Raw genomic sequence first — 26439 nt, 5'->3', positions numbered from 1 at the left:
CAGGGTTTCTGAATTTGGTCGGTGATAGAGGATGACTCGCCACTGCGTGGCTCGCCCTGCGGGCCGTTGCTGACGCAACGTTCTCTCGCTGCGCTCGGGTCGAACCTCTTGCCCCCGGAGGTTCTCATCCTCGTCAGGCTTCAGATACAAAAAAACCCTGCTCGCTGAGCAGGGTTTCTGAATTTGGTCGGTGATAGAGGATGACTCGCCACTGCGTGGCTCGCCCTGCGGGCCGTTGCTGACGCAACGTTCTCTCGCTGCGCTCGAGTCGAACCTCTTGCCCCCGGAGGTTCTCATCCTCGTCAGGCTTCAGATACAAAAAACCCTGCTCGTTGAGCAGGGTTTCTGAATTTGGTCGGTGATAGAGGATTCGAACCTCCGACCCCTTCGTCCCGAACGAAGTGCGCTACCAGGCTGCGCCAATCACCGAATGCGGGCGCATCTTACTGCTCAGGCGCACGCCCGTCAATCCCTTAGTCGCAAAATACAATTCAATCGGCGAGAAAGTCGGCAGACAACCTACTTCGCGGCGACTTTCTGCGCATCGGGAATATGGCACCAGTTGTTGTTCTGGTTAATGCCGCCATCCGGCGATGTATACCCCAGGCAGCCCATTATCGTATCGTACAGCTCCACATGACGACGCGGCACTTTGATCTCCGCCTGCTGTTTCAGGTGAGCGAACATCTGCGCATGTTGCGGACTGGCAAGATATTTATCCGACATCCATACCAGCATCGGAACACGGAATTGCTCCGGCGGCGCCATATTGCGCGGCGTACCGTGCAAATGTTCACGTTCGTTAATCGACTCGCCGTGGTCAGCCGCGTAGAACACAATCGCTTTTTTATCACGTAGCTGATCGAACACACTGGTAATAAAGTGATCCACATAGGTCACGGAGTTATCGTAAGAGTTGATCATCTGCGCTTTCGTGCAGCCGCTATCGACCCCAATACATTCGGGCTTCCACTGAGCGTAGCTGCGCGGATAACGTTGCGTATAGTTAAAATGCGACCCCTTAGTATGCAGGATAATCAGATGCTTACCCTCCGGGTTCTGGGCAAGCGAGTTCTGCATCTCATCAATCAACAGCATGTCATCAACCGTTTTACCACGGTTACGCGGCTCGGCGCCGATCTGCTCGCGGTAGGAGATATTATCCGCCATGGTATTGCTATAGAACCACATCTCGCTCTGCATGGCATACAGATCGGAACTGAATCCGAGCTGTTTGAGTACGGCAAAAACATTCTGCTCTTTTAACGTACGCTGCGGGTTATTATCCGCCCCGCCTTCCCGTACAAACATACAGCGTAAAGAAAGCTTCGTCGCGGTATCGCAAGAATAGCCGCGGAACGCCGCCAGATTTTTTTCCTGCGCCAGCTTCGGCGTGGTATTACGCTCGTAGCCGAAAATCCCCATGTGATCCCAACGGGTCGTCTCACCGATAATGAAAACGACGTAGGTGTCATCGCCATCCTTCGGCGCAACATAGGTAAATTTCCTGGCCGGGTTTATTAACGAATTATTGTCCGACGACTCATCTACTTGCGCCCAGGCATACAGCCCTAACGCAGATAACCAGTTTGAAGGCAGATAGGAGTTCGCCACCACGCCGCCATAGCTGGGTAAGTCGATACCTGTCGCCCGTTCAACCTTTTTTTGCTGTATATCCAGCAGGCGGATAGGCGCCCACACCATTACGCCTGCGAGTACCACTACAGCGGCGCTGCGAAAACGCTGCCCCGGCGTACGTAGCTGGCGCAACAACGTGTAGCGACAGTGGTTACTCCAGATAAAGATGAGCGGAAGCACGCTCACGGCAATCAGCCACAATACGAAGTGCAGCCCCACCACCTCTTTCGAGAGATCGATATCGGTGGTCATAACAGACGCAATAATGCCGTAGCCAATCACCACGTTCAGGAAGGTCATGTAATAACTGGCGCCAGCGGAAAACAGCACCACCAGCGTGGCCAGCACGCGCCAGACGCGTCGGCCAAACAGTGAAAGAAGACGAAGTAAGAAGAAAGTGACCAGCACCGTGGCGCCAAGTTCGACAACTGCGGAGAGGCCTTTCCAAATGGTAAATTCTTGCGCATAACTGCCGAAACGGCGGTAAAACACGGCGCAATTCATAAACAGACCGATATAGAGCGCAAGCAAGAAACTAAGTTTCTGTTGCGTCATCGATTTAATGTATCTCATGCAAACAAACCCTGGGAATCGGGATAAAAACGACCTGTACAACGATTCTTTAATCAAACAGGTAAATATGCGGCTAACGCAGATGTGAGAAAGTCTACAAGCGCGGCTAAGTAGACCACAGGAAGCGCAAAAAGTGTCTATAGAGAATGTGATTGACCTATATATTTTTGTAAATATATAGACAGGGTATTAGATGAACTTCTAATAAGTCCAGGCGGCGGTTTATCTCGTTAAAAGCGAGCGCTCACCCCCAGGGTATACAAATAATCGCTATCCGTAGCGCTATTTTCCGCCTGGGAAAATGCCGCATACGCCGCCATGTGCGGGTTAAGTAACACGTCCGCGCCTACGGTGACATCCAGCCAGTTTCCCGCCTGATTTCCTGCGGTCATACGACTCAACCCGGACTGCGCTTTCCAGATATTTTCCCCAAACTGTTGGTTATAGCTAATTTGCGCCCAGGGACGGACATCGCCGAACTGCGAGTTTACCCGCCAGCCTAACGTACTGACGCTGGCGTGCCATAACGGATCGGTAAGCGCTAATGTCGTCGCGCTATCGCCATATTCGTTATACATTGATGACGTCGAACCGTCGTAATGCAACGCCGCGACCGGCCCAGTGGTCACGCGTCGGGAAAGCGGAAAATTCCAGCCCATACTGATACCGCTGGTCGCATCAAGCGGGGTTTCATCCGCCAGGCTAAGCACCGGACCCACCGTATTTTGCGTAGACTGAATACGTTCGGCCAGTATGTCGTTGTAATTCGGTTGGTGATCGCTGTCCCAGGTATAGCGTTCCGTCGTATGCCCCGGAGCCGCTTCAGCGATATATTCTTGTTGCCAGGCATACGTGGTATTGATAAAAAACGAGCAGGCCATAAGGCCCGCCAGACAACGCAATGTCCGGCGACCACGGCGTTTTCTTACAATCATCAACGCGACTCCAGAGTAGAGCCGAATTCGGCGATATTATTGTCATTGAATGAAGGATGTCGGGCATCAGCCCTGTATTAACTATTGTCCTTTTAGCGGGCCCGTCAAGGCGGGTTGAAGGAAATTTTCGCGGTAACCACAATAACGAGGAAGTCTATGCAGCGTTGCGACTGGGTCAGCCAGGACCCCCTTTATATTGCCTATCATGATAACGAGTGGGGCGTGCCGGAAACCGATAGCAGAAAGCTGTTTGAAATGATCTGTCTTGAAGGTCAACAGGCCGGTTTATCCTGGATCACCGTGCTTAAAAAGAGGGAGAACTACCGCGCCTGTTTTCATCAGTTTGACCCGGTACGCATCGCAGCTATGCAGGAGGAGGATGTTGAACGCCTGCTGCAGAACACGGGCATCATACGACATCGCGGTAAAATTCAGGCCATTATCAGTAACGCCCGCGCCTGGCTTGCGATGGAGCAAAACGGCGAGTCTTTCGCCGATTTTGTCTGGTCATTCGTTGATGGCCAGCCGCAGATCACCCAGGCGGCCAGCCTGGATGAGATCCCTACCTCAACACCTGCGTCCGATGCGCTTGCTAAGGCATTAAAAAAACGCGGTTTCAAGTTTGTCGGTACGACTATCTGTTACTCCTTTATGCAGGCGTGCGGACTGGTCAACGACCATATTACCGGCTGTTTTTGCCATCCGGGAGAAAAACATGATTCGCAAATCCCAGAGTGAAGACATGGCGTCTATTCTGGCGCTGTGGATGAAAAGTACCATTTATGCCCATCCCTTTATCGAAGAACGTTACTGGCACGAGAGCGAAGCAATTGTACGCGACGTCTATTTACCCGCCGCGCAAACCTGGGTATGGGAGGAAAATGGACAACTGAAAGGCTTCGTCAGCGTACTGGAAGCCCGTTTTGTCGGGGCGCTGTTTGTCGCCCCCGACGCGTTAAGACACGGCATTGGCAAAGCGCTTCTGGAATATGTCCAGCAACGTTTTCCTCTGCTGAGCCTTGAGGTTTACCAGAAAAATCAATCCGCCGTAAACTTCTACCATGCGCTTGGTTTTCGTATTGAAGATAGCGCCTGGCAGGAGGATACCGCCCACCCCACCTGGATTATGAGTTGGCAGGCGGATCAAACGCCGTAAGCGGTAGCGCCGGGCCGGTATATTTCTCAAACCAGACCAGCGCGGTGTTGCCCGCACAACCGTTCCCCAGCCGGGAACTGGGAAGATCTTTTGTCAGGACGTTTACCGCGCCGTTTTTGCATATGCCGCCTGCGGTAGGTTCAGGGTCCGGCCATGCGCCTTCGTGAATACAGATCACGCCAGGCCGAATTCCGTCGGTAACGACCGCGCCCGCCAGAACCTGCCCGCGATGATTCCAGACGCGTACCGTATCGCCATCGACGATTCCGCGCGTTGTCGCATCCTGCGGATGAATCGTCACCGGTTCGCGTCCGGCTACCGCATACCGCTCCCGTAACGAACTGTAGTTAAGCTGGCTATGCAGACGGTGCGCCGGATGCGCGGAAAGTAGCTGAACCTGCCCCGCATCAGCGTTCCCGTGCCACTCATCCGGCACCAGCCACATCGGATGGCCGGGACAATCCGCGTAACCATAGCTGGCAATGCGCGCAGAATAGATTTCGATTTTGCCGCTGGCCGTTTTTAGCGGATGGTTATCAGGATCGCGGCGAAAATCCGCGAAGCGCACAAACTGCGCGTTGGCAGGATTTTCCGGCATCTCCAGTAAACGGTTAGCCTGCCAGAATGCGGTAAACGGCGGCAGCGTCACCCCCTGGCTGGCGCCACGCTGGGCGGCAATATTGTAGAAAGTCTCCAGCCACGCCAGCTCACTTTTTCCTTCGGTGAACCGAGCGTAACCGCCGGCTTCCCACCGTTCGCTCAGTTCAGCAAAAACGTCAAAATCATTCCGCGCCTCCCACCGGGGCGACACGACCTGCTTCATCGGCGCCAAATGCTGATTGCTATAGTCGCCGGTCATGGTTAAATCGTTACGCTCATAGCTGGTGGTCGCAGGCAGAACAATATCCGCGTGTTTCGCGGCGGCCGTCCAGAAACATTCTGAGATAACGACCAGTTCCGGTTTTTGCCACGCGCGAATCAGACGGTTGGTATCCTGATGATGGGTAAAGTTCGCGCCGCCCGCCCACCAGATAAAACGAATATCCGGGAAGCGGCGATCCATCCCATTGTGTTGGTAAAACCCACCGGGGTTTTCCAGCGCCTCGACAATACGCGCCACCGGTATTTTATCTACCGCATCGACCCCGCCAGGGATGCTTCCCTGCATCGAGGCTAACACGGCGGCGCGGCGCGTCGGGTTTCCGCCGTTAGCAAAATGATAAGAAAAACCAAACCCGCCGCCAGGCGTACCAATTTGCCCCAGCATTGCGGCCAGCGTGACGATCATCCAGTGCTTTTGCTCGCCGAACTGCTGACGCTGCATTCCCCAACCGGCCATCAACATGGTGGTGTTATGATGAAATATTTCCGCCAGTTCACGAATTTTCACCGCAGAAACGCCGCAAATTTCCGCCGCCCATTCCGCTGTTTTGGCCGTACCGTCGGTCTTGCCCAAAAGATAGTCGGCGAAACGGTCATAACCCGTCGTGCAGCGGGCAAGGAACGCTTCATCCTGCCAATCGTTTTCCACCAGCGTATGGGCGATCCCCAACATTAACGCCACATCGGTGCCCATATGCGGGGCGATCCACTCCATCTTATCGCCAAAAAAGTCGACGCTTTCCGATCGCATTGGATCGATGCAGATCAGGCGTTTGCCGCTTTGTCGCAACGCCGCAAAATAGTCGAGCCCCTGTTCATCCGAGGCGTTCCAGGCAATTTTCAGAGTATTCAGCGGGTTCGCGCTCCAGAGCACCACCACCTCGCTGTGTTCCAGCACCACCGGCCAGCTAGTCTGCTGCTGGTAAACCTCGTTGCCACCCACTACATAAGGCATGATAGCCTGCGCCGCGCCGGTGGAATAATCGCCAAGATGGCCGGTATACCCTCCCGCCAGCGCCATGTAACGCTGCAATAGCGTAGCCGCTTTATGCAATACGCCGTTCGAACGCCAACCGTAGGAGCCGGCGAAGATGGACGATGGCCCATAACTTTCGCGAATACGTTTGTGCTGAGCGTGGATCAGATCCAGCGCGTCATCCCAACTTACGCGAACAAACTCATCCTGCCCGCGTATGCCTTGCGGCTTATCGGGAGAAGCCAGGAACCCTTTACGCACCATCGGGAAGCGAACCCGCGTTTTACTGTGCACCTGGTCATGCACAACGGTTTGCAGGGAGTTTTGGTGTGCCGTCGGGAGTTCGCCATACGAGGCAAAAATGCGTTCTCCGTCGGTTTCAACGCGGACTGGCCCCCAGTGTGCGGCGGTCAATACCGAATGACGCGATGGTGCGTGGGTCAAGGTTCGCTCCTGAATTATTGGGATTATTTATTTTGCCGATCAATGTTACTTACAAATTTCAGAGTTTTCCCTGGAATTTTCTTCATGTGCAGACGTCATAATCAACCGCCACGGTCGCTGTGGTAAAAATAAAAAAGTGATAAGGATTTAAGATGAAAAAACGTGTATTTGTGATTGCTGCCATCGTGAGCGGCGCCCTGGCAGTATCTGGCTGCACAACAAACCCTTACACCGGCGAACGCGAAGCAGGTAAATCCGGCATTGGCGCGGGTATTGGATCGCTGGTCGGCGCAGGCATCGGCGCGCTCTCCTCCTCCAAAAAAGATCGCGGTAAAGGCGCGCTGATTGGCGCGGCGGCTGGCGCGGCGCTGGGCGGCGGCGTGGGTTACTACATGGACGTACAAGAAGCGAAACTGCGTGACAAAATGCGGGGCACAGGCGTTAGCGTGACGCGAAGCGGCGATAATATCATTCTGAATATGCCGAATAATGTCACCTTCGACAGCAGCAGCGCGACGCTGAAACCGGCAGGCGCTAACACGCTGACCGGCGTGGCGATGGTGCTGAAAGAGTATCCCAAGACCGCCGTCAATGTGGTGGGCTACACCGACAGTACCGGTAGCCACGATCTGAATATGCGTCTGTCGCAGCAGCGTGCTGACTCCGTCGCCAGCTCGCTGATCACCCAGGGCGTCGACGCCAGCCGTATCCGTACCAGCGGAATGGGGCCGGCGAACCCGATCGCCAGCAACAGTACGGCAGAAGGTAAGGCGCAAAACCGCCGCGTCGAAATTACCTTGAGTCCATTGCAGTAAACTACCGTACCGGGTAAAGCGGTATGCTTTACCCGGCCTGCATTATTCCCTCTCCAGACCGGATACATCGCGCATTACTCGGTATTCATTCATTATTTACCACGACACGGCTGCCGACAGCGGGGAAATTGGCTGGTCGATGATGGCTAAACGGGTTAATAATAAGCCTGTTCCGGTTGGCGCATGCCGCGCTTACCTTTTGATTTACGGAGAGTCGCATGAAGCCGTCCATCATTCTCTACAAAACCCTGCCTGATGATTTGCTGCATCGCCTGGAGGCGCATTTTACCGTCACCCAGGTACCGAACCTGCATCCGGAAACGGTCGCGCGACACGCGCAGGCATTTGCCAGCGCGCAAGGCCTTCTGGGCGCCAGCGAAACCGTTAACCGCGCGCTGCTGGAAAAAATGCCGGCGCTACGCGCGGCGTCGACCATCTCGGTGGGATACGATAATGTCGAGGTGGACGCCCTTACTGCCCGCAAAATAGTCCTGATGCACACGCCTGCCGTTTTGACGGAAACCGTTGCCGATACGGTGATGGCGTTGATGCTGGCCACTGCCCGCCGCGTGGTGGACGTCGCAGAACGGGTTAAAGCGGGTGAATGGACAGAAAGCATTGGCCCGGCGTGGTTTGGCGTCGATGTGCATCACAAAACACTCGGTATCGTTGGGATGGGGCGTATCGGGATGGCGCTGGCGCAGCGAGCGCACTTTGGGTTTACCATGCCGGTTCTCTATCACGCCCGTCGGCGGCATCAGGAGGCGGAAGACCGTTTTAACGCCCGCTACTGCGATCTGGATACGCTGTTGCAGGAGGCTGATTTTGTCTGCGTGATCCTGCCGCTAACGGCAGAAACGCGACATCTGTTTGGCGCAACACAGTTTGCCAGAATGAAATCGTCCGCCATTTTTATTAATGCCGGACGCGGCCCGGTGGTCGATGAAAACGCGCTGATTGCCGCGCTGCAAAACGGTGAAATATATGCGGCAGGTCTGGATGTTTTTGAACAGGAACCGCTATCCGTGGATTCGCCCTTGCTGAACATGTCTAATGTCGTCGCGGTACCGCATATTGGCTCGGCAACGCATGAGACGCGCTATAACATGATGGCCTGTGCGGTGGATAATTTGATTGATGCGCTGCAGGGAAAAATAGAGAAGAACTGCGTCAATCCGCAGGCGGCGGGATAACGCTACAGGCCCGATAAGCGCTGGCTTGCGCTTATCGGGCAGACTGTCATTACTGAGTCGCGTTTACCGCCGCCGTCCAGGCCTGATTAAACGCCTGATGCTGCGAGGCCAACGGCCCAATCAGCGCATTATATTGGCTGGCCTGCTGTGAGGTCGGGAACTGAATGCCGTTCGCGACAAAGCTCACCTGCTCGCCCTGTTGCGCAATATAATCGCCCACTTGTACCAACTGCTGCGTAAAGATCTGCGCCGCCGGGATCAGCGGCTGCAAAGCATCTGCCGGCACGGTGACCACTTTTTTGTAGACCTGATCAAACACAGGCTTCAGGTCATCGGCCTGCTTTAACGCGCCATGCGCGGCATCAGCCTGCAGTTTTGCATTCTGCAACTGTTGCGCCAGCACGCCTAACGAACCATTTGCCTGCCGCAGCGGCTCACGTTGCGTCATATAATCCTGCGGAACGCGGATGGCGTTAACGCTATCGACCACCGGGCGCAGACCGGAATCCATCGCCTGGTTTACCTGCTGCGAGTAGCCATACAGTATCGCGTAATCAGACACGAACGGACCAAACTGTTTTTTCTGATCGGCCGTCAGCGTTGGTAAACGCTCTCCGCTACGCATTGCTGTATTCTGCAGGAAATCGACAAACGCTTTGCGCTGATCGCCTTCTTTATCAAAACACCCGCTCAGGCTAAACACCATTAATAACGCCACAACAGGCGCAAACCAGCGAGAGCAGGACTTACCTGTCGCCATTGTTAATACTCCTTTCACCCAAAAATGCGCACAACGACACCTGCGTGCCTGACGGCTTACAAGGATAGTCCAGGTCAGGCTTGCAGGATACCCTTTCCACGCGATCTTGTAGCGGAAAATTATGTTTATCTGCATCAATGCTTAATTTGTTATTTTATTGTTAATTTTTGACCTGACACTGCGATAAAAAACGCGGCAAGAGAGCTTTCCAGCGGGGAATGTAATATTTTTTTAATCTTTACAATTATTTTCTGAAAGACGGATATACCTTCCTGGATCAAATTGTTAGCGTCCTAAAAGTCGCGTAGCGTAAGGCATCGAAACGAATCAATAGCGCTTCCTGGCGGCGCGTCGCCCCCCACCCGCAAGTTTCCCGACTATTCTTAAGAGGCTTCGATGCACTTCACGATCCCGCTGTGTGATTTACAGGAGTTCTCAATGGAATATAAAGATCCGATGTTTGAGCTGCTGAGCAGCCTGGAACAAATTGTTTTTAAAGATGAAACGCGAAAGATCACCCTGACGCAAAAACCCAATCCTTTTACCGAATTTGAACAGTTACGGAGAGGGACGGGACTAAAAACAGATGAATTCGCCAGAGCGCTGGGCGTAACGGTTGCCATGGTTCAGGAATGGGAATCGAAACGCGAAAAACCCACGCCAGCAGAGCTCAAATTGATGCGCCTGATACAGGCGAACCCACGCTTAAGTAAGCAATTGATGGAGTAATTTTTACCCCTCTCTGTTTTAACGGTCCTGCGTAAGGACCGTTTTCCCCGCCCGATTCCTGACCTGGAGAAATAAAGTAAAATAAAAGTTGCATCGCCCGGCATTACATGAGTTAATGTGCTCAACGGTTTGACGTACAGACCATTAAAGCAGTTTAGTAAGGCAAGTCCCTTCAAGAGTTATCCATTAGATACCCCTCGTAGTGCGCATTTCCTTAACGCTTAAAAAATCTGTAAAGCACGCCATAACGCCGAAAGGCACACTTATTTTTTAAAAGGTAATACACTATGTCCGGTAAAATGACTGGTATCGTAAAATGGTTCAACGCTGATAAAGGCTTCGGCTTTATTACTCCTGATGACGGTTCTAAAGACGTGTTTGTACACTTCTCCGCTATTCAGAACGATGGTTACAAATCTCTGGACGAAGGTCAGAAAGTTTCCTTCACCATCGAAAGCGGCGCTAAAGGCCCGGCAGCTGGTAACGTAACCAGCCTGTAAGCTTAAAAAGCTCAGAATTTTGAATCCCTGCCTGATGGCGGGGATTTTTTTTATTCCAATTCCCCCTCTCCCCCAGCATAACTTTGCATTACTTTACCCTGCGTTCCTTTGACCTTTCCCTTAGGGGAACCCCTATAGTAGGCAGGGAGATTGTTCACAAGGAATTGAAGTTATGTCGAAATCATCATGGTTATTACTTTTGGGTTTATGCGCCAGCGGCTCCGCGCTTGCGGCATCCGCAGAATCCGCTTTTCTGGCGCAACATGGGCTGGCGGGAAAAACGGTTGAGCAGATCGTGGATACGATTGATCAGACGCCGCAGAGCCGTCCTTTGCCTTACTCCGCGTCGATTACCAGTACCGAGCTCAAATTATCTGACGGAGAGCAGATTTATACGCTACCGTTAGGCGACAAATTCTATCTCTCTTTTGCGCCCTATGAATGGCGGACACACCCCTGTTTTAACCACAGCCTTTCCGGCTGTCAGGGAGAAATGCCGAATAAACCGTTCACTGTAAAAGTGACAGACAGTAAAGGCGCTGTCATCGTACAAAAAGAGATGCAAAGCTATCGAAACGGATTTATCGGTGTTTGGCTACCGCGCAATATGGAAGGGACGCTGGAAGTAAGCTACAACGGTAAAACGGCGTCACATGCCATTGCCACCAGAGATGACAGCCAGACCTGTCTGACGGAATTACCATTACGTTAAAAAAATGCCCGATAACATAATGGGTTATCGGGCCTACAAAGCGCCAACAAGATAAAATTAACAGGGTGCCTTGAGAATGCATAACGCCACAAGAATGGCAGAGGTGGGCTCACTTTGTACTGACCCCAAAAACCTGGACAGATTAACCGAGGCATCAGAGAAAGAGTCCATTTAATACATGGGCTCTTTTTTGTTTCTGGCTATAACTAAATAACATTGTCCGCAATCGGAATATCCATTCCGTTGCTTTCTTGCATCACGCGGATTCCTGTCTCATCAATATTTTGTTCGTCGTATTCTTCCTGAATTTAACCTTAGACGTTCTATCAAATTATCGCTTATAGCGATTTGAACGTAACAGTCTTTGCATTCTATTGAGGGAGCCTAAGGAACAAAGTTCGCTGCTGAGTTTGTGATGATTTGAAACCATGGTGAATGTAGAAATTTTTGGCTTCTTCGGTAAGTGCATGAACCATGATTGCACGTACACCAATATTCTCGGCAACCCGATAGCAACGAAGCACTGCATCATGAAGTAAATCAGCACCAAGCCCTTTTCCATGGAATGAGAGATCGACAGCAAGACGGGCAAGTATAATGACAGGGATGGGATCTGGCATGTTACGCCGAAGGTTGCCTGTCGCTTCTGTATGGTTGACGCTACCGGTGGCCAGAGAGTAAAAACCGGCTACTTGCTTCGTGTCTTTCTTGCACACCACAAATGTTCTGGCCGCTCCGAGAGCCTGGTTTTTGAGGCCCTTTTGCTTCAACCAGTCATCGAGCACAGCTTCACCGCTGACGAACTCAGCTACCTGATGAAAAGCGGACAAAGGTTCTGGTGCTGTTACACGTCCCACTGAGGTTTCCTTGCCAGCAGTTTTTCGATAACGGGATCATCTGCGACCGGTGCATCAAGCAGATTGATGAACTCCTCATATTGCTCATCGTTAAAGTTAAATACACGGCGGTCAAGGATCACTTTCTCGGCAGCCTGGCAGGCCGTTTCCAGAATGAAATCTGTACGTGACTTGTGAAGGATTTCCGCAGCTGCATCAATGAGCGCCCGCTGCGATTCCTTAGCTCTAAGGTTAAGTTGAACATCTGATTTCATGAGACACCCCTTGTATAGCATTTGCTTTACAATGATAGCACAACCACCATGTATAGCAAACGATATACATCAAGTCGTCGTTTTTCATTTTTTGAATACTGATGTCCGCTTTGTGCCAGCAGCGGACGCTGAATGAGCAGTCTATGTTAATCAACGGGGAGCTGGTTAGGCCAAATTCAGTCTACCACAACAGATGGTGGAGTTGGCGTGTCTGAACGGAGTACTACTAAGCCCACCACGCATGACCGGGGATGGGTATTATGAAGCGATGATTGCATATCCGGATCAGAATCGGGTTGGGTTGATGGAGGATCTCTTGAAAACCTCATGCCGATCCTAGTATCGGGTAGTTTAAGCTCCCCTAGATTGATCAGAATATTTAAAATTTAGTCAGATAAATTAACAAAGCCCAACAAGCATAAGGTAGCTACTAAGTCACAGCAGGACATAACGTCAAATTTACATGGGCTCGATTTTCTGAGGTTTTGCCAGCGCGTTACTAATCTGGCGGAGCCGGAGAGACGAATTAGTCAAAGGCATTCTCCTGGTTGCCGCAGAAGCCCACGGGATGCAACACTTTAAGTATATGTTATTGATTGTCTTAGAGTTCAAATGATATATTCTATTTAATTTAACATTTGAGAATTGTTGACATGGAACCTACTGATAAAAATAGTAGCGGGTGGAACCCCAAATACGTTACTGGTCTTTTTTTAACTACCATAGGTGGTCTTTGGACTTTTTTTGACTATACCTATTCCGAAACTATAAATGATTTAAATAATCAAATTTCAGCATATGAAAAATCAAATGAATGGAAGCTACCTGAGACTTTATTAAAAATAAATAAATCAGTTGAATCTCTTAATTTAAGAATAGACGAAAGAAACAGGTTGAATTATTTAGAGTTAGAAAATGATAAGTTAAAACTCGAAAACAAAGATATCAGATCCAAGATGATGAAAACAGAAGCCGCTTTAAACTCTGCCAATGAATACTTACAAACGGTTGTATCAAAACATGATGATTTTATATTAAAAAGAGGCAAATCTTATGCATTAACAGAAAATAATTTATATATATCCGCGCAAAATGTTTATAGCACTACCGTAGAGGGGCAATTCGATAATGAACCTTACACTCTCGAACTGGGAAAATCCAAAGATTTTAGTGTTGGCAATTTAACATGTAAAGTGGTTTTAACAAGTATTGCCTATATGGATAACGAGGCCTCATTTTCCAAAAGCTGTTATGACAAATCAAAACAGCCAAAATTCTAATGTGGGATTTGGTTCTAACACAATCAAGTCAGTATATTTTAAATATATACTGACTCAAAGGCATTGGGGTTTATTTTCCTTTGCATCGTCCAAAAACATTTTTACGATGCCAATCTAGATATTGGAAAGTGCCTAGGGGTATCATCACTTTTTTGCGTAAGTCGATTCCCAAAAGACGAAGCGTGAATTCATTTTTTAACTCATCGCATAAAATTAACTCACCACTATTTTCAAAGCTCAAGAAACCTTTATCAAATAAAATATCCACATTTGAAGAAAGTAAAAAACCATTAAAAGGGTCAAGACGTTCTTTATTATTTGATACTCTCCAGGGCTTGATGTGGCTTGCTCTAAGCATAAATTCATACGGAATACCAGTAACGATGCATTTCCCATATAGTTTAATTAATTCTTTTCTGTACTTTCCTTGACCTTTACGTGCGCTATAAGCTGTTCGCGTTCTGTTACCGAGAGTGAATCGTCATTTCCAATCATTTCAATATCATTGATTAGAAAATCAATATCTTCAAATTCATTGCCATCACTAGATTTATTCTTTTTAACGATGTTAAAACCAAGTGCTTCTAATATATGAAAACAAGGTGAATTGACTCCTCCGCTAAACTCATCAGCAAACAAAGGTCTATTAATCAATGCAATAGCTGAAATACCAAAAATGACTTTAGGTGGATATCTAACTCCATCATATTCCAGGTCATAGGTTGTAGAGTTTTGGTATTTATAATCAGAATATATCAACTCACCAAACTTATCTAGTGTGTCTAAAATGTTCTCTCTAGAGAGAGAAGACATCAAAGCATTTAAGTTTGAAACTCTATGGCTTACCGATTTCGTATCTCTGTATCCTATAGATTTTTCTAATTCAACTATACTGTTATTTTTATAATATACTCCTGCCCTTGAAAGTAAATACCATGCAATTACCTTGCTAATTACTGAGCAATAGCCTTGATGTACGGTGCCTAAATAAGTGATTGGCGAATACTTCTCTGCTCTTTTTTCTAATAGATATTCACTGTGATTACTAATCTCTATTGGCATTTCCAACTAATAAGATTTAATCTTCACCTTCCAGATCTCACCTGTTTTGTCAGTTTCTGACATAGACGAAGCGAGCGCAAATCCTACATGATTTATTACCCCACGGCTACAGAAAAAAATGAGGTCGCCTTTCTTAATGGTTTTAACCATTTCTCTATAATGGTTGTATTTTTTTGCGGGCCTTGCGCTGATCCAACCATTCTCAAGTTCTTTTTTTTGTGACCATGGGCTTTGCGTAATCCAGAAGTAATTCATGTGAAATATTCACACCTCATATTAAACGGACTGATTTATAAGATATTAACTTCCTAACTAAGCCAATGCAAACCACATTAGGTGAAAGCTCACCTCTTTTTCCCTACACACTTTTTCGACTTCCGTTTTTTCAACCATCAGACCGTATTCCTCCGATATCAGATTCTTAAGGGATTATTGAGGTAGCTCGCTGTTGTATCTGTCAGCTGATGCTCTGTGACGTCCCGTACCTCGTTCAGTGTTTTGAACAGATAAAAAACCAGGATGTCTATCCGATACAGTACCCGGATGATACATTGAGCCGGGATATACAGATCGATTCCTATCACCTGCATCCCATGATGAAAACCATCTACCAAATTGAAGATCCGGAAGCGTCTGTCGTAGACAAACGCATCCTGCATAAAGTCGTTATTTCAGAACTGATTCAGCAATTCCGGTTTTATCAACAGAGTCGGATTACGCACCGGCAGACCTCGCTTTCCTTTACGATGAAAATTTGGCTTCAGCAGGCAATAAATCCGGTGTACACGCTTAAGATTCAAGCAGCAGCCCTATCTTCGGAGTTCCTGAAATAGCTTCTTAAAACTGTATGGCGGATAGTATTCTATTATTTCGGTCAACGCTCAGATCACCAGTTCATCTCGGCGTATTTCGGCTTGGAGAAAATATACCGTCCTGCTCAGCGATAATGACCTCCATGCTTGGCGTAAGTACATGGCAAATTGCACTGTCAGATAGTTGACGCTCTAGAATTTTATCAATGATTTTAAAGTTTTTTTCTACGAAATCTTTTAACTCGTAACTTTCCAGACCTAGGTCGGCAAATATCTATTTAAGCCACCGGACCTGCTCGCCGTTGATTAACATACAGCATTGTTAGCAATGCGACTATTTGGCTGCGAGATCAACTGTGAACTTCCGCTATTCGCTCATAGCAGACATTTGCGTGAGCGTATCCACCGACGTTCAGGTTTCCTGATAGCATCCCTGTACAGAACTTGTTAATTTCTTGCCTGGATAGCTCGTTAGGTGGTATTCAACCGGGCTGAGTCCGTTAAATCTAAGGCTAATTCGTCGGGTATTGTAGTATCGTATGTAATCCTCAATAGCTATCTTAAGTTCATCAATATCCTTAAATTTACTGGTGTAAAAACTTTCTGATTTTAAAGTCCCGAAAAAACATTCTGCACAGGCATTATCAAGGCAGTTGCCTTTGCGGGACATACTTTGGATGATGCCAAACTCTCGTAACTGATACTGGTACCATCAATGACGGTATTGCCAGCCCTGATCTGAATGAAGAACCGGATTGGTACCCGCATCAGGTCTGGCAAATGCCTTCATGAGTATGTCATCGATCATCGGCATGGTTGGACATTCTGAAATACTGCAGGAGATCACTTCGTTATTGAAGAGATCAATATGGGCGCAGTGCACTTTTGATTTATATACCCTTCATACTTCAAGTTGCTTATGTGTTGGCTACGCTCGCTCACCCCAGTCACATAGTTATCTATGCTCCTGGGGACTCACTCCCTTGCCGCCTTTAAGCAACTCGAATTATTTTGGGTATAGTCAGGTGGGGCTTTTCTCTCTCTGCCTTTTGGTGAATACCTGAGACAAACAGTCTCAAGCACCCGCAGCTATTCTAACGCCAATATCCGTACCGCCAGCGTTAATGTATTCCTGAAATATTTTTTGCCAATCAATAGAAATAACCGCGTCTATGAGTTACAGAATTATTAGCGAATCGACTGATACTATTTATATTATAAAAAAACCTGCCCGAGAGCAGGTTTTTATTTATTTAACTGAACGCTTATTGCAGTAACGAAATATCCGCAACCTGCAGGAACAGTTCGCGTAGTTTCGACAACAGCGTCAGGCGGTTGATACGGATATCTTTCTCTTCCGCGTTAACCATAACATTTTCGAAGAATTCATCCACCGGCGCGCGCAGAGCAGCCAGCTCAATCAACGCTTCCTGATAACGACCATCGGCAAAGTACGGCTGAAGCTTATCACGCAGCACAACCAGATGTCTGGCCAATTCAATTTCCGCCGCTTCTTTCAGTACGGAGGCGTGGACGATATCGTTCAGCGGCTCAGTGGCTTTCGCCAGGATGTTGGAGACGCGCTTGTTCGCCGCCGCCAGCGCAGAGGCTTCTTCCAGGGTACGGAAGTGCGATACCGCTTTCATACGAGCATCGAAATCTGCCGGACGGGTCGGACGACGCGCCAGTACCGCCTGGATAGTGTCGACGGTGTAACCTTCATCCTGATACCAGGCGCGGAAGCGACCCAGCATAAAGTCGATCACATCATCGACTACGTTGGCGTTGGTCAGCTTGTCGCCATACAGACGCGCCGCTTCTTCGGTCAGCGTTTGCAGATCAAGGTTGAGGTTCTTCTCAACAATGATGCGCAGCACGCCCAGCGCGGCACGACGCAGCGCAAACGGGTCTTTGTCGCCTTTCGGATGCTGACCAATACCGAAGATACCCGCCAGAGTGTCCATCTTATCGGCGATCGCCAGCGCGCAGGCCACCGGGTTAGACGGCAGGTCATCACCGGCAAAGCGTGGCTGATACTGTTCGTTCAGCGCCACAGCCACATCTTCCGCTTCACCATCGTGACGCGCGTAGTGCATCCCCATCACACCCTGGGTGTCGGTGAACTCGAAGACCATGTTGGTCATCAGGTCGCACTTGGAGAGCAGGCCCGCACGAGTGGCGTGGTTGACGTCAGCGCCAATCTGACCGGCAATCCAGCCCGCCAGCGCCTGAATACGGTCGGTCTTGTCGCGCAGCGTGCCCAGCTGTTGCTGGAACAGCACGGTTTGCAGACGCGGCAGATGATCTTCCAGACGTTTTTTACGGTCGGTATTGAAGAAGAATTCAGCATCCGCCAGACGCGGACGCACCACTTTCTCGTTACCGGAGATAATCTGGGTCGGATCTTTCGATTCGATATTCGCGACGAAGATAAAGTTCGGCAGCAGCTTGCCCGCGTTGTCATAAACCGGGAAATACTTCTGGTCGCCCTTCATGGTGTACACCAGCGCTTCGGCAGGCACGGCGAGGAATTTCTCTTCGAATTTCGCCGTCAATACCACCGGCCATTCCACCAGCGAGGCGACTTCTTCCAGCAGGCTTTCGCTCAGGTCGGCATTACCGCCAATCTTGCGTGCTGCTTCTTCAGCGTCCGCTTTGATTTTGGCTTTACGCGCTTCGTAGTCCGCAATGACTTTACCGCGCTCCAGCAGAATTTGCGGGTACTGGTCAGCATTGTCGATAGTGAACTCAGGCTGACCCATAAAGCGATGGCCGCGAATGACGCGGTCAGACTGAATACCCAGAATAGTCGCCGGAATCACTTTATCGCCCAGCAGCAGAGTCACAGTGTGTACCGGACGCACGAAGTGGACGTCAGACGCGCCCCAGCGCATCAGTTTCGGGATCGGTAGTTTCGCCAGCGAGGTGGCTACCATGTTCGGCACCAGCGCTTCGGTACTTTCGCCCTTCACGTGGGCGCGATACAGCAGCCATTCGCCTTTGTCGGTCTTCAGACGCTCGGCCTGATCAACGGTGATCCCGCAGCCGCGCGCCCAGCCTTCTGCCGCTTTGCTCGGTTTGCCTTCGGCGTCGAACGCCTGGGCAATCGCCGGACCACGTTTTTCGACTTCGCGATCGGGCTGAGATTCAGCAAGATTCGCCACTTTCAGCGCCAGACGGCGCGGGGCGGCAAACCATTCAACGTTACCGTGCGCGAGGCCGGCGTTATCCAGCTCCGCAGTGAAGTTCGCAGCAAAGGACTCAGCCAAACTGCGCAGTGCTTTTGGTGGCAGCTCTTCAGTGCCGATTTCCACCAGAAAAGTTTTCTCAGACATGGCCGCCTCTTACTTGTCTTTGTTGCACATCGGGAAGCCGAGGGCTTCACGGGAAGCATAATAAGCCTCTGCCACTGCTTTGGTCAGGGTGCGAATACGCAAAATGTAGCGCTGACGTTCGGTGACGGAGATAGCTTTACGCGCATCCAGCAGGTTGAAGCTATGGGCGGCTTTCAGAATACGCTCGTAGGCCGGCAGCGGCAGCGGGTTTTCCAGTGCCAGCAGCTGCTGGGCTTCTTTCTCATACTGCTCGAAGCAGGTGAATAAGAAATCCACATCGGCGTATTCAAAGTTATAGGTGGATTGCTCCACTTCGTTCTGATGGAACACGTCGCCGTAGGTGGTTTTACCCAGCGGGCCATCGCTCCAGACCAGGTCGTAAACGCTGTCCACGCCCTGGATATACATCGCCAGACGTTCCAGACCGTAGGTGATTTCACCGGTCACCGGCTTGCACTCCAGGCCGCCGACCTGCTGGAAGTAGGTGAACTGCGTCACTTCCATGCCATTCAGCCACACTTCCCAGCCGAGTCCCCAGGCGCCCAGCGTCGGGTTCTCCCAGTTATCTTCCACGAAACGGATATCGTGAATGGTCGGGTCCATACCCAGCTCTTTCAGAGAACCGAGATACAGCTCCTGAATATTCTCCGGAGACGGCTTAATCACTACCTGGAACTGGTAGTAGTGCTGTAAGCGGTTCGGGTTTTCGCCGTAGCGGCCATCGGTCGGACGACGAGAAGGCTGCACATAGGCAGTCGCCATCGGCTCTGGCCCCAGCGCGCGCAGGCAGGTCATTGGATGAGAAGTTCCCGCGCCGACTTCCATGTCCAATGGTTGAACAATGGTGCAGCCCTGGCGAGCCCAGTAATCCTGTAAGGTCAGGATCAAGCCCTGGAAGGTCCTGGTATCAAACTTTTGCATATTATTTCGTGCTGGATACGTGTGGATTTAAAGGAAGGAGCCAGTATACCCGCTGGATGCGAGATATACAGTATGAAACCGGTTTGTTTAGCGAAAATTGCCGGATTTCGCGGCATCACACCTCACCAGGCGCGGCTTTTACCGCATAGAAAGATGTAAAAACTGCCCATCTGCATCAAAAGAGCAGACAAAACTCTCTTTACGGAAGGTATTACCACGCATCTCATAGCTCCCCTGAAACTGCTCGAAGCCGGTAACAGCAATTTTCTGTGCGCCAGTGTTGTAACGCTGCGCCGCCTGGGCTTTACACAATGCTTCCATATCCAGCGTGCGTGTTGGGCTCACTTTACTCTGCTGGGCTTTTTGCGTCGGTGGCGGTGTCGCTGTGCATCCCACCAGAGCGATGGCTATCATCACAGTACAGAAATACTTCATTATCATTTTTATTACCGTCTGGTTTGCTGGTCAGTCTTATTATTAAGGTTTGTGGGTAGCAGACACATTGTGCGAATCTCCTTACGCCATCACAAGATGTAGCGTAGAAAGTCAGATTTTTCCAGTGAGCCACCGCGCTGGAACTCTATTGAAACGGAAGCTGAGGAACTGATGCAGCCTAAAATTAACTGGATTGATAACCTGCGAGGGATCGCCTGTTTAATGGTAGTGATGATCCATACTACAACGTGGTACATCACCAACGCCCACAGCGTCAGCCCGCTAAACTGGGATATTGCGAATGTCCTGAATTCGGCTTCGCGCGTTAGCGTTCCCCTGTTTTTTATGATTTCAGGCTATCTTTTTTTTGGCGAGCGCTGCGCGCAACCGCGGCATTTTTTACGTATCGCCCTGTGCCTTATCTTTTACAGCGTTGTCGCCCTGGCTTACATTTCACTTTTTACTTCGATCAACGTCGAGCTTTCGCTAAAAAATGCGCTGCAAAAACCCGTGTTTTACCACCTGTGGTTTTTCTTTGCGATTGCGGTGATCTACCTGGTATCGCCATTAATCCAGGTAAAAAACGTGAGCGGCAAAATGCTCCTGACGCTGATGGTGGTCATTGGTATTATTGCCAACCCAAATACTGTGCCGCAAAAAATCGGCGGCGTTGAATGGTTGCCCATCAATCTGTATATCAGCGGCGACACGTTCTACTACATTCTCTACGGTATCCTGGGCCGCGCCATTGGAATGATGGAGACGCAAAAGTCATCGCTGACGCTTATCTGCACTGCCCTGTTCATCATCGCGGTATTTGTTATTTCTCGCGGCACATTGCATGAATTACGCTGGCGCGGAAATTTTGCCGATACCTGGTATCTGTATTGCGGTCCCATGGTGTTTATTTGCGCCGTCTCACTGTTCACGGTAGTTAAAAATAAGCTGAATGCGCGGACGTTACCTGGACTGGGGCTTATCTCCCGCCACTCGCTGGGTATTTATGGTTTCCACGCGCTGATTATCCATGCGCTACGTACTAATGGTCTGGAGTTAAAACGTTGGCCGCCGTTAGACATCGTGTGGGTTTTTGCCGCGACGGTGACAGGAAGCCTGCTACTTTCCATGCTGTTACAGCGTATTGATAAACGGAAATGGGTTAGCTAAACGACAATGATGGCTCCGGCCATCATTCATCATCACTGTAGGAAGCGTAAAGATCGGTTCCATATATACTGACCCCCAGCGCCACCAGACACAGTATTTTCAGCGCGCCCGCCAGCGCCAGGTTAAATACGCCGACCGCGACCATGCCGATGCCAAGCAACAGCAAAGATTTACAACGAGAAAGCAAGCGGTCATTCCCCGTGTGTTCCTGGCGAATTAAGACAGGAAAACCGCACATGACGATTGCCGCAAAAAAATATCCCTTTTCGCTTAATGTATGACAGCCTGGCCACAGTCCCACCAGGTATACCACTGCACCGACGACTAACATTCCCAGGCCGAATATCCGTTTCCTGCGCGCAACGTGATCGTCCATCTCACTCTCCTTGTGGTTGAGTGAGACACATTAAGCGAAGAAATAGCGATGAAAAAGGCGCCTGCTTAGCAATAATATAAAAATCAGAAAACACACATACTTACTTCGATATAATTCAATAGAATTAATATTTACGGGAAATGCCTTTCAGCCAAAACCGAAAGGCATTCTGATTTATGACATCAACGGCAACAGCTGCTGATAGAGTCGACGGAAGGTTTCACGACGTTGTTGATAAACCGCATGACGCTGCGCATCAGGATAATGCGCCTGCTCCAGCGGCAACTGCGGCAATACATCGGCGAGCGGAGTCTGTTTATTCACCGCAATTTGCGCCAGACGCGCCGCGCCCAGCGCTGGTCCCACATCGCCGCCAGTACGATAATCAAGCTGTAGCCCGCTAATATCAGATAGCATCTGACGCCAGTATTCGCTGCGCGCCCCGCCGCCGATAAGCGTCACGCTGGCGGGCTTGACGCCGCAGGCGTGAACCACATCCATGCCATCCGCCAGAGCATATCCCACGCCTTCCAGTACCGCCCGCGCCAGTTCCGCCGGGCCATGCTGATGGGTTAAACCAAAGAAAACGCCTTTTGCCTGCGGATTATTGTGCGGCGTGCGCTCGCCGGACAGGTACGGCAAAAACCAGATCGGATCGGTATGCTCATCCGCCTGCTGTGCGGCGGCAATCAGCGCCGGGACGTTCTCCTGCCCGGTGAGTTTAGCCGCCCAGTCCAGACAAGAGGCGGCGCTCAACATCACAGACATTAAATGCCAGCGTTCCGGCAGCGCATGGCAAAAACTGTGTACTGCGCTCTCCGGTTTACTCAGAAAGCCGTCGCTGACGGCAAAATAGACGCCCGATGTTCCAAGTGAGAGCATCGCCTGTCCGGCATCGATCATTCCTACGCCGACCGCGCCAGCCGCATTGTCGCCGCCGCCCGCCACCACAGGTACTGCTGGCATTCCCCATGCGCTGGCTACCTCTGGCAGCAACGTTCCGGTAATGTCACTACCTTCAAATAACGCTGGCATCTGCTGTCGGGTTAAATGACAGGCGTTGAGCATAACTTCGCTCCAGTCGCGCTTTTTCACGTCCAGCCACATCGTTCCTGCCGCATCCGACATATCGCTGGCAAAGACGCCCGTCATTCGCAGCCGCAGAAAATCTTTCGGCAGCAGAACTTTGTCTATCTGGCGGAAAATATCCGGTTCGTGGCGCTGCACCCAGACTAATTTGGGCGCGGTAAAACCGGGCATCATCAGATTACCGGTTATCGCACGCGACTGCGGCACCTGTTTTTCCAGCCAGGCGCACTCTTCGCTACAGCGTCCGTCATTCCATAAAATCGCTGGTCGCAGAACCTGCTGACGGCTATCAAGCAATGTCGCGCCATGCATTTGTCCGGCGATGCCCAACGCCCGAACGCCACTTAACGACTGTTGCCGACCTAAACCTTTAACCGCACGATCCGTCGCCTGCCACCACTGCTCTGGTTCCTGTTCCGACCATAAGGGATGCGGACGCGATACGGTCAGTTTTTCAGTATGCGTAGCCAGCACATCGCCCTGCTCATTCAACAGGATAGCCTTTACACCCGATGTACCAAGATCGATCCCGATATACATATTGTGGGTTCCTTTACTGAAAGCGCCCGGCAGCGCTACGCTTACCGGGCTAATCACGACTACAGGCCGGGCTAACGCGGAGTCGCCCGGTAGATAGGGTTATTTATCAAACAGATAACGGTTAACCAGATTTTCTAACAGCTCCTGATGACCGCTTTGATGTACTGGCGCCAGATTGTGCTGCTCCGCATACTGCGCCAGTTCGCCTAAGGAGAGTTGTCCTTTCAGAATCTGCTGCCCCAGCTCGCCATTCCAGCCGGCATAGCGCTTCGCCACGCGTTTATCCAGCTCGCCGTCTTCAACCATACGCGCGGCGATTTTCAGCGACAACGCCATCGTATCCATTGCGCCGATATGACCGTAGAACAGATCGTATTTATCGGTGCTCTGGCGACGAACTTTGGCGTCGAAGTTGAGACCGCCCGTCGTGAATCCGCCCGCTTTCAGGATTTCGTACATCACCAGCGCGTTCTCTTCAACGCTAATCGGGAACTGATCGGTATCCCAGCCCAGTTGCGCATCGCCGCGGTTGGCGTCAACGGAGCCAAAAATACCCAGCGCGATAGCGGTCGCGATTTCATGGTGGAACGAATGGCCCGCCAGCGTCGCGTGGTTCGCCTCAATATTCACTTTGATCTCTTTTTCCAGGCCGAACTGTTTGAGGAAACCATAGACCGTTGCAACGTCATAATCATACTGATGTTTTGTCGGTTCCTGCGGTTTCGGTTCAATCAGCAGCGTGCCCTGGAAACCCATTTTATGTTTGTGCTCGACCACCATTTGCATAAAGCGGCCAATCTGTTCGCGTTCCTGGCGCAGATCGGTATTCAGCAACGTTTCATAACCTTCGCGCCCGCCCCACAGGACGTAATTTTCGCCGCCCAGTTTATGCGTGGCGTTCATTGCCGTAACCACTTGCGTCGCCGCCCAGCTAAAGACTTCCGGGTCCGGGTTAGTGGCGGCGCCTGCGCCATAGCGCGGGTTGGTAAAGCAGTTCGCCGTTCCCCACAGCAGTTTTACGCCGCTCTGCTCCTGTTTCGCCGCCAGCACATCCACCATCTGCGCGAAGTTGTTTTTATATTCTTTCAACGACGCGCCTTCCGGCGACACATCCACGTCATGGAAGCAATAAAAAGGCACATTCAGTTTGTGGAAAAATTCAAACGCCACGTCCGCTTTGCGTTTCGCCAGCTCCAGCGCTTCGCCCGGTTGCTGCCACGGACGATTAAACGCGCCTACGCCAAACATATCCGCGCCGTTCCAGCAGAAGGTATGCCAGTAACAGGCCGCGAAACGCAGGTGATCTTCCATACGTTTACCTAAAACCAGCTCGTCGGGATTGTAATGACGAAATGCCAGCGGGTTAGTCGATTGAGGGCCTTCATAGCGAACACGATCGAGTTGGTCAAAATAAGCCTGCATAGTGAGCTCCATAATCAGATAAGACGGCAAGTAAACGACATAACGTCATACTGGAATTTCCTGATTTATTGCTCAATTACGTTATTTCACACCGCTATTAAGAGAATCCCCAAATGTGCTCTGGCTCTCAAAAAAACGCTGAAAACCACAGAAGAAAAAAGCGATCGCGATCGAATCCTGGCAAATAAACAAAAAACCGTAATATATAGATAAGAAATGACAATTGTCATCCGCCGTTTGCTGTGATGAATTTCGCATAACGTTTCAGGCGCAAAATAATTTGTCATCATTCGCCAGACCGTTATGTCAGCCGTTTTGATAGTATCCATGAGTCCAGGTTCACTTTTGCAGGATATATCCTCATGTTTGATAAACGTCACCGTATCACTCTGTTATTTAACGCGAATAAAGCCTATGACCGTCAGGTAGTGGAGGGGGTGGGTGAATATTTACAAGCCTCGCAATCCGAATGGGATATATTTATTGAGGAAGATTTCCGTGCCCGTATCGATAACATTAAAGAGTGGTTAGGCGACGGCGTTATTGCCGATTACGATGATGACGATATCGCGCAATTATTGGCCGATGTCGACGTACCCATTGTCGGGGTCGGCGGTTCTTACCATCTTGCTGAAAATTATCCCGCCGTTCATTACATCGCCACCGATAATCATGCGCTCGTTGAAAGCGCCTTCCTGCATTTAAAAGAAAAAGGCGTTAACCGCTTCGCGTTTTACGGTTTGCCCGACTCCAGCCGTAAACATTGGGCAGCGGAACGGGAATACGCCTTTCGCCAGCTGGTCGCCGAGGAAAAATACCGCGGCGTAGTCTATCAGGGACTGGAAACCGCACCGGAAAACTGGCAGCACGCGCAAAATCGCCTCGCCGACTGGCTTCAGACGCTGCCGCCGCAAACCGGCATCATTGCCGTAACGGATGCCCGCGCCCGTCACGTATTGCAGGCCTGCGAACACCTGCATATTCCGGTGCCGGAAAAACTTTGCGTTATCGGTATTGATAACGAAGAGTTAACCCGTTATCTGTCGCGCGTCGCGCTTTCCTCCGTCGCGCAGGGGGCGCGGCAAATGGGCTATCAGGCGGCGAAGCTGCTGCACCGTTTGCTGGCGCGCGAAGAGATGCCGTTACAGCGCATTCTGGTGCCGCCGGTGCGCGTCATTGCGCGCCGCTCGACAGACTATCGCTCCCTGACCGATCCGGCGGTTATCCAGGCGATGCACTTTATTCGTAACCATGCCTGTAAGGGCATTAAAGTCGAGCAGGTGCTGGATGCGGTTGGGATTTCACGTTCAAACCTGGAAAAACGTTTTAAGGAAGAAGTTGGCGAGACGATACATGCGCTGATCCACGCCGAAAAGCTGGAAAAAGCGCGTAGTTTGTTGATTTCTACCACGTTGGCGATAAACGAAATTTCGCAAATGTGCGGCTACCCGTCACTGCAATATTTCTATTCGGTGTTTAAAAAGGAGTACGTCACTACGCCTAAGGAGTATCGCGACCAGCATAGTGAAGCGTTGTTGTAGTTTATCCAGCCTACAGATGCCTTGTAAGCCGGATA

Annotated in this window: 24 protein-coding genes, 1 tRNA gene, 2 other RNA genes and 2 pseudogenes; 10 read left to right on the top strand and 19 right to left on the bottom strand. The window is 50.5% G+C overall.

What is annotated here, in order from left to right; all coding sequences use genetic code 11:
* Positions 1-15: 15 nt before the first annotated feature.
* From OLG56_RS01030 to OLG56_RS01010, 5 genes are all read right to left on the bottom strand, one after another.
* A non-coding RNA gene (locus tag OLG56_RS01030) (RtT sRNA) lies at positions 16-149 on the bottom strand.
* A 35-nt stretch (positions 150-184) separates the two neighbouring features.
* A non-coding RNA gene (locus OLG56_RS01025) (RtT sRNA) lies at positions 185-318 on the bottom strand.
* Between the two features lie 34 nt (positions 319-352).
* A tRNA-Pro gene (locus tag OLG56_RS01020) sits at positions 353-429 on the bottom strand.
* Between the two features lie 90 nt (positions 430-519).
* Entirely contained in the window at positions 520-2211 is a 1692-nt protein-coding gene (eptB, locus tag OLG56_RS01015) for a kdo(2)-lipid A phosphoethanolamine 7''-transferase (RefSeq protein WP_001269257.1), read from the bottom strand.
* 230 nt (positions 2212-2441) lie between these two features.
* Entirely contained in the window at positions 2442-3146 is a 705-nt protein-coding gene (locus OLG56_RS01010) for an autotransporter outer membrane beta-barrel domain-containing protein (RefSeq protein WP_000637073.1), read from the bottom strand.
* 156 nt (positions 3147-3302) lie between these two features.
* Here OLG56_RS01010 and tag point away from each other — a divergent pair, with 156 nt between their 5' ends.
* Both tag and OLG56_RS01000 read left to right on the top strand, forming a co-directional pair.
* Entirely contained in the window at positions 3303-3884 is a 582-nt protein-coding gene (gene tag / locus OLG56_RS01005) for a DNA-3-methyladenine glycosylase I (RefSeq protein ID WP_001188416.1), read from the top strand.
* A complete protein-coding gene (locus OLG56_RS01000) occupies positions 3862-4302 on the top strand; it encodes an N-acetyltransferase (protein WP_000619902.1) in 441 nt (146 codons plus the stop codon). Before tag ends, OLG56_RS01000 begins: the two co-directional genes overlap by 23 nt.
* Here the strand turns inward: OLG56_RS01000 and OLG56_RS00995 are convergent.
* Positions 4271-6604, bottom strand: a complete 2334-nt coding sequence (locus OLG56_RS00995; protein ID WP_061377060.1) for a molybdopterin guanine dinucleotide-containing S/N-oxide reductase — start codon at positions 6602-6604, stop codon at positions 4271-4273. The two genes, OLG56_RS01000 and OLG56_RS00995, sit on opposite strands and share 32 nt — an antisense overlap.
* 152 nt (positions 6605-6756) lie before the next feature.
* Between OLG56_RS00995 and OLG56_RS00990 the strand changes: the two genes are divergently transcribed.
* Entirely contained in the window at positions 6757-7419 is a 663-nt protein-coding gene (locus OLG56_RS00990; protein ID WP_000747548.1) for an OmpA family lipoprotein, read from the top strand.
* Positions 7420-7637: 218 nt separating this feature from the next.
* Positions 7638-8612, top strand: coding sequence for a glyoxylate/hydroxypyruvate reductase GhrB (gene ghrB / locus OLG56_RS00985; RefSeq protein ID WP_000804678.1), 975 nt, complete (start codon positions 7638-7640; stop codon positions 8610-8612).
* 49 nt (positions 8613-8661) lie between these two features.
* Here the strand turns inward: ghrB and OLG56_RS00980 are convergent, their stop codons facing one another.
* Complete coding sequence (locus tag OLG56_RS00980; protein ID WP_000190524.1) at positions 8662-9372, bottom strand: DUF3053 domain-containing protein; 711 nt, start codon at positions 9370-9372, stop codon at positions 8662-8664.
* A 438-nt stretch (positions 9373-9810) separates the two neighbouring features.
* On the opposite strand from OLG56_RS00980, the gene OLG56_RS00975 reads away from it, so the two are divergent.
* The 3 genes from OLG56_RS00975 to cueP all read left to right on the top strand — a co-directional run bounded on the left by OLG56_RS00975 (position 9811) and on the right by cueP (position 11313).
* Positions 9811-10101 (top strand): HTH-type transcriptional regulator, encoded by a 291-nt coding sequence (locus OLG56_RS00975; RefSeq protein WP_000455790.1) that lies wholly within the window; start codon positions 9811-9813, stop codon positions 10099-10101.
* Positions 10102-10388: 287 nt separating this feature from the next.
* Positions 10389-10601, top strand: coding sequence for a transcription antiterminator/RNA stability regulator CspE (gene cspE / locus OLG56_RS00970; protein ID WP_000014594.1), 213 nt, complete (start codon positions 10389-10391; stop codon positions 10599-10601).
* Between the two features lie 172 nt (positions 10602-10773).
* On the top strand, positions 10774-11313 hold the full coding sequence (gene cueP / locus OLG56_RS00965; RefSeq protein ID WP_000047140.1) for a copper-binding periplasmic metallochaperone CueP: 540 nt from the start codon (positions 10774-10776) through the stop codon (positions 11311-11313).
* A 371-nt stretch (positions 11314-11684) separates the two neighbouring features.
* Here cueP and OLG56_RS00960 read toward each other — a convergent pair whose 3' ends face one another.
* Both OLG56_RS00960 and OLG56_RS00955 read right to left on the bottom strand, forming a co-directional pair.
* The gene (locus OLG56_RS00960; protein WP_000533909.1) at positions 11685-12170 is read right to left on the bottom strand and encodes a GNAT family N-acetyltransferase; all 486 of its coding nucleotides are present in this window, start codon (positions 12168-12170) and stop codon (positions 11685-11687) included.
* A complete protein-coding gene (locus OLG56_RS00955; protein ID WP_000965886.1) occupies positions 12158-12445 on the bottom strand; it encodes a type II toxin-antitoxin system TacA family antitoxin in 288 nt (95 codons plus the stop codon). The genes OLG56_RS00960 and OLG56_RS00955 overlap by 13 nt, the downstream gene beginning before the upstream one ends.
* A gap of 632 nt (positions 12446-13077) precedes the next feature.
* On the opposite strand from OLG56_RS00955, the gene OLG56_RS00950 reads away from it, so the two are divergent.
* A complete protein-coding gene (locus OLG56_RS00950) occupies positions 13078-13704 on the top strand; it encodes a hypothetical protein (protein ID WP_130559547.1) in 627 nt (208 codons plus the stop codon).
* A 70-nt stretch (positions 13705-13774) separates the two neighbouring features.
* Here OLG56_RS00950 and OLG56_RS00945 read toward each other — a convergent pair whose 3' ends face one another.
* The 7 genes and pseudogenes from OLG56_RS00945 to OLG56_RS00915 form a co-directional block, all read right to left on the bottom strand.
* Positions 13775-14062: an HNH endonuclease gene (locus OLG56_RS00945; RefSeq protein WP_235596639.1), complete on the bottom strand. Its 288-nt coding sequence runs from the start codon at positions 14060-14062 to the stop codon at positions 13775-13777.
* Between the two features lie 47 nt (positions 14063-14109).
* Positions 14110-14766 carry a ScoMcrA-related endonuclease gene (locus OLG56_RS00940; protein ID WP_235596638.1) on the bottom strand — a complete coding sequence of 219 codons (657 nt, stop codon included), beginning with the start codon at positions 14764-14766 and terminating at the stop codon, positions 14110-14112.
* A 312-nt stretch (positions 14767-15078) separates the two neighbouring features.
* Positions 15079-15852: pseudogene (locus OLG56_RS00935) on the bottom strand (transposase family protein); the annotation flags it as partial.
* Between the two features lie 138 nt (positions 15853-15990).
* Positions 15991-16446 (bottom strand): annotated as a pseudogene (locus OLG56_RS00930) (transposase); the annotation flags it as partial.
* A 397-nt stretch (positions 16447-16843) separates the two neighbouring features.
* Positions 16844-18913, bottom strand: coding sequence for a glycine--tRNA ligase subunit beta (gene glyS / locus OLG56_RS00925; protein WP_001291745.1), 2070 nt, complete (start codon positions 18911-18913; stop codon positions 16844-16846).
* 9 nt (positions 18914-18922) lie between these two features.
* Complete coding sequence (gene glyQ, locus OLG56_RS00920; RefSeq protein WP_001168556.1) at positions 18923-19834, bottom strand: glycine--tRNA ligase subunit alpha; 912 nt, start codon at positions 19832-19834, stop codon at positions 18923-18925.
* Between the two features lie 138 nt (positions 19835-19972).
* A complete protein-coding gene (locus OLG56_RS00915) occupies positions 19973-20275 on the bottom strand; it encodes a YsaB family lipoprotein (protein WP_000605592.1) in 303 nt (100 codons plus the stop codon).
* A 165-nt stretch (positions 20276-20440) separates the two neighbouring features.
* Between OLG56_RS00915 and OLG56_RS00910 the strand changes: the two genes are divergently transcribed.
* A complete protein-coding gene (locus tag OLG56_RS00910; protein ID WP_001182575.1) occupies positions 20441-21436 on the top strand; it encodes an acyltransferase in 996 nt (331 codons plus the stop codon).
* A 22-nt stretch (positions 21437-21458) separates the two neighbouring features.
* Here the strand turns inward: OLG56_RS00910 and OLG56_RS00905 are convergent, their stop codons facing one another.
* From OLG56_RS00905 to xylA, 3 genes are all read right to left on the bottom strand, one after another.
* Positions 21459-21812: a YiaA/YiaB family protein gene (locus OLG56_RS00905; RefSeq protein WP_000340932.1), complete on the bottom strand. Its 354-nt coding sequence runs from the start codon at positions 21810-21812 to the stop codon at positions 21459-21461.
* Between the two features lie 174 nt (positions 21813-21986).
* Positions 21987-23441 carry a xylulokinase gene (xylB, locus tag OLG56_RS00900; protein ID WP_079980935.1) on the bottom strand — a complete coding sequence of 485 codons (1455 nt, stop codon included), beginning with the start codon at positions 23439-23441 and terminating at the stop codon, positions 21987-21989.
* Positions 23442-23540: 99 nt separating this feature from the next.
* On the bottom strand, positions 23541-24863 hold the full coding sequence (xylA, locus tag OLG56_RS00895) for a xylose isomerase (RefSeq protein ID WP_001149561.1): 1323 nt from the start codon (positions 24861-24863) through the stop codon (positions 23541-23543).
* A gap of 362 nt (positions 24864-25225) precedes the next feature.
* Between xylA and xylR the strand changes: the two genes are divergently transcribed.
* Positions 25226-26404, top strand: a complete 1179-nt coding sequence (gene xylR, locus OLG56_RS00890; RefSeq protein WP_000459824.1) for a D-xylose utilization transcriptional activator XylR — start codon at positions 25226-25228, stop codon at positions 26402-26404.
* The last annotated feature ends 35 nt before the right edge of the window (positions 26405-26439 follow it).

Source organism: Salmonella sp. 2018103, from assembly GCF_026247685.1.
Taxonomy (GTDB): Bacteria; Pseudomonadota; Gammaproteobacteria; order Enterobacterales; family Enterobacteriaceae; genus Salmonella; species Salmonella enterica.
The sequence above is the reverse complement of the archived record's forward strand: the minus strand, read 5'-3'. Positions and strand labels throughout refer to the sequence as shown.

Bases quoted from the DNA above. Each gene is read 5' to 3' on its own strand.
- eptB (WP_001269257.1), bottom strand. From the start codon at position 2,211: ATGAGATACATTAAATCGATGACGCAACAGAAACTTAGTTTCTTGCTT.
- OLG56_RS01010 (WP_000637073.1), bottom strand. From the start codon at position 3,146: ATGATTGTAAGAAAACGCCGTGGTCGCCGGACATTGCGTTGTCTGGCG.
- tag (WP_001188416.1), top strand. From the start codon at position 3,303: ATGCAGCGTTGCGACTGGGTCAGCCAGGACCCCCTTTATATTGCCTAT.
- OLG56_RS01000 (WP_000619902.1), top strand. From the start codon at position 3,862: ATGATTCGCAAATCCCAGAGTGAAGACATGGCGTCTATTCTGGCGCTG.
- OLG56_RS00990 (WP_000747548.1), top strand. From the start codon at position 6,757: ATGAAAAAACGTGTATTTGTGATTGCTGCCATCGTGAGCGGCGCCCTG.
- ghrB (WP_000804678.1), top strand. From the start codon at position 7,638: ATGAAGCCGTCCATCATTCTCTACAAAACCCTGCCTGATGATTTGCTG.
- OLG56_RS00980 (WP_000190524.1), bottom strand. From the start codon at position 9,372: ATGGCGACAGGTAAGTCCTGCTCTCGCTGGTTTGCGCCTGTTGTGGCG.
- OLG56_RS00975 (WP_000455790.1), top strand. From the start codon at position 9,811: ATGGAATATAAAGATCCGATGTTTGAGCTGCTGAGCAGCCTGGAACAA.
- cspE (WP_000014594.1), top strand. From the start codon at position 10,389: ATGTCCGGTAAAATGACTGGTATCGTAAAATGGTTCAACGCTGATAAA.
- cueP (WP_000047140.1), top strand. From the start codon at position 10,774: ATGTCGAAATCATCATGGTTATTACTTTTGGGTTTATGCGCCAGCGGC.
- OLG56_RS00955 (WP_000965886.1), bottom strand. From the start codon at position 12,445: ATGCTATACAAGGGGTGTCTCATGAAATCAGATGTTCAACTTAACCTT.
- OLG56_RS00950 (WP_130559547.1), top strand. From the start codon at position 13,078: ATGGAACCTACTGATAAAAATAGTAGCGGGTGGAACCCCAAATACGTT.
- OLG56_RS00945 (WP_235596639.1), bottom strand. From the start codon at position 14,062: ATGCTTAGAGCAAGCCACATCAAGCCCTGGAGAGTATCAAATAATAAA.
- OLG56_RS00940 (WP_235596638.1), bottom strand. From the start codon at position 14,766: ATGCCAATAGAGATTAGTAATCACAGTGAATATCTATTAGAAAAAAGA.
- glyS (WP_001291745.1), bottom strand. From the start codon at position 18,913: ATGTCTGAGAAAACTTTTCTGGTGGAAATCGGCACTGAAGAGCTGCCA.
- glyQ (WP_001168556.1), bottom strand. From the start codon at position 19,834: ATGCAAAAGTTTGATACCAGGACCTTCCAGGGCTTGATCCTGACCTTA.
- OLG56_RS00915 (WP_000605592.1), bottom strand. From the start codon at position 20,275: ATGATAATGAAGTATTTCTGTACTGTGATGATAGCCATCGCTCTGGTG.
- OLG56_RS00910 (WP_001182575.1), top strand. From the start codon at position 20,441: ATGCAGCCTAAAATTAACTGGATTGATAACCTGCGAGGGATCGCCTGT.
- OLG56_RS00905 (WP_000340932.1), bottom strand. From the start codon at position 21,812: ATGGACGATCACGTTGCGCGCAGGAAACGGATATTCGGCCTGGGAATG.
- xylB (WP_079980935.1), bottom strand. From the start codon at position 23,441: ATGTATATCGGGATCGATCTTGGTACATCGGGTGTAAAGGCTATCCTG.
- xylA (WP_001149561.1), bottom strand. From the start codon at position 24,863: ATGCAGGCTTATTTTGACCAACTCGATCGTGTTCGCTATGAAGGCCCT.
- xylR (WP_000459824.1), top strand. From the start codon at position 25,226: ATGTTTGATAAACGTCACCGTATCACTCTGTTATTTAACGCGAATAAA.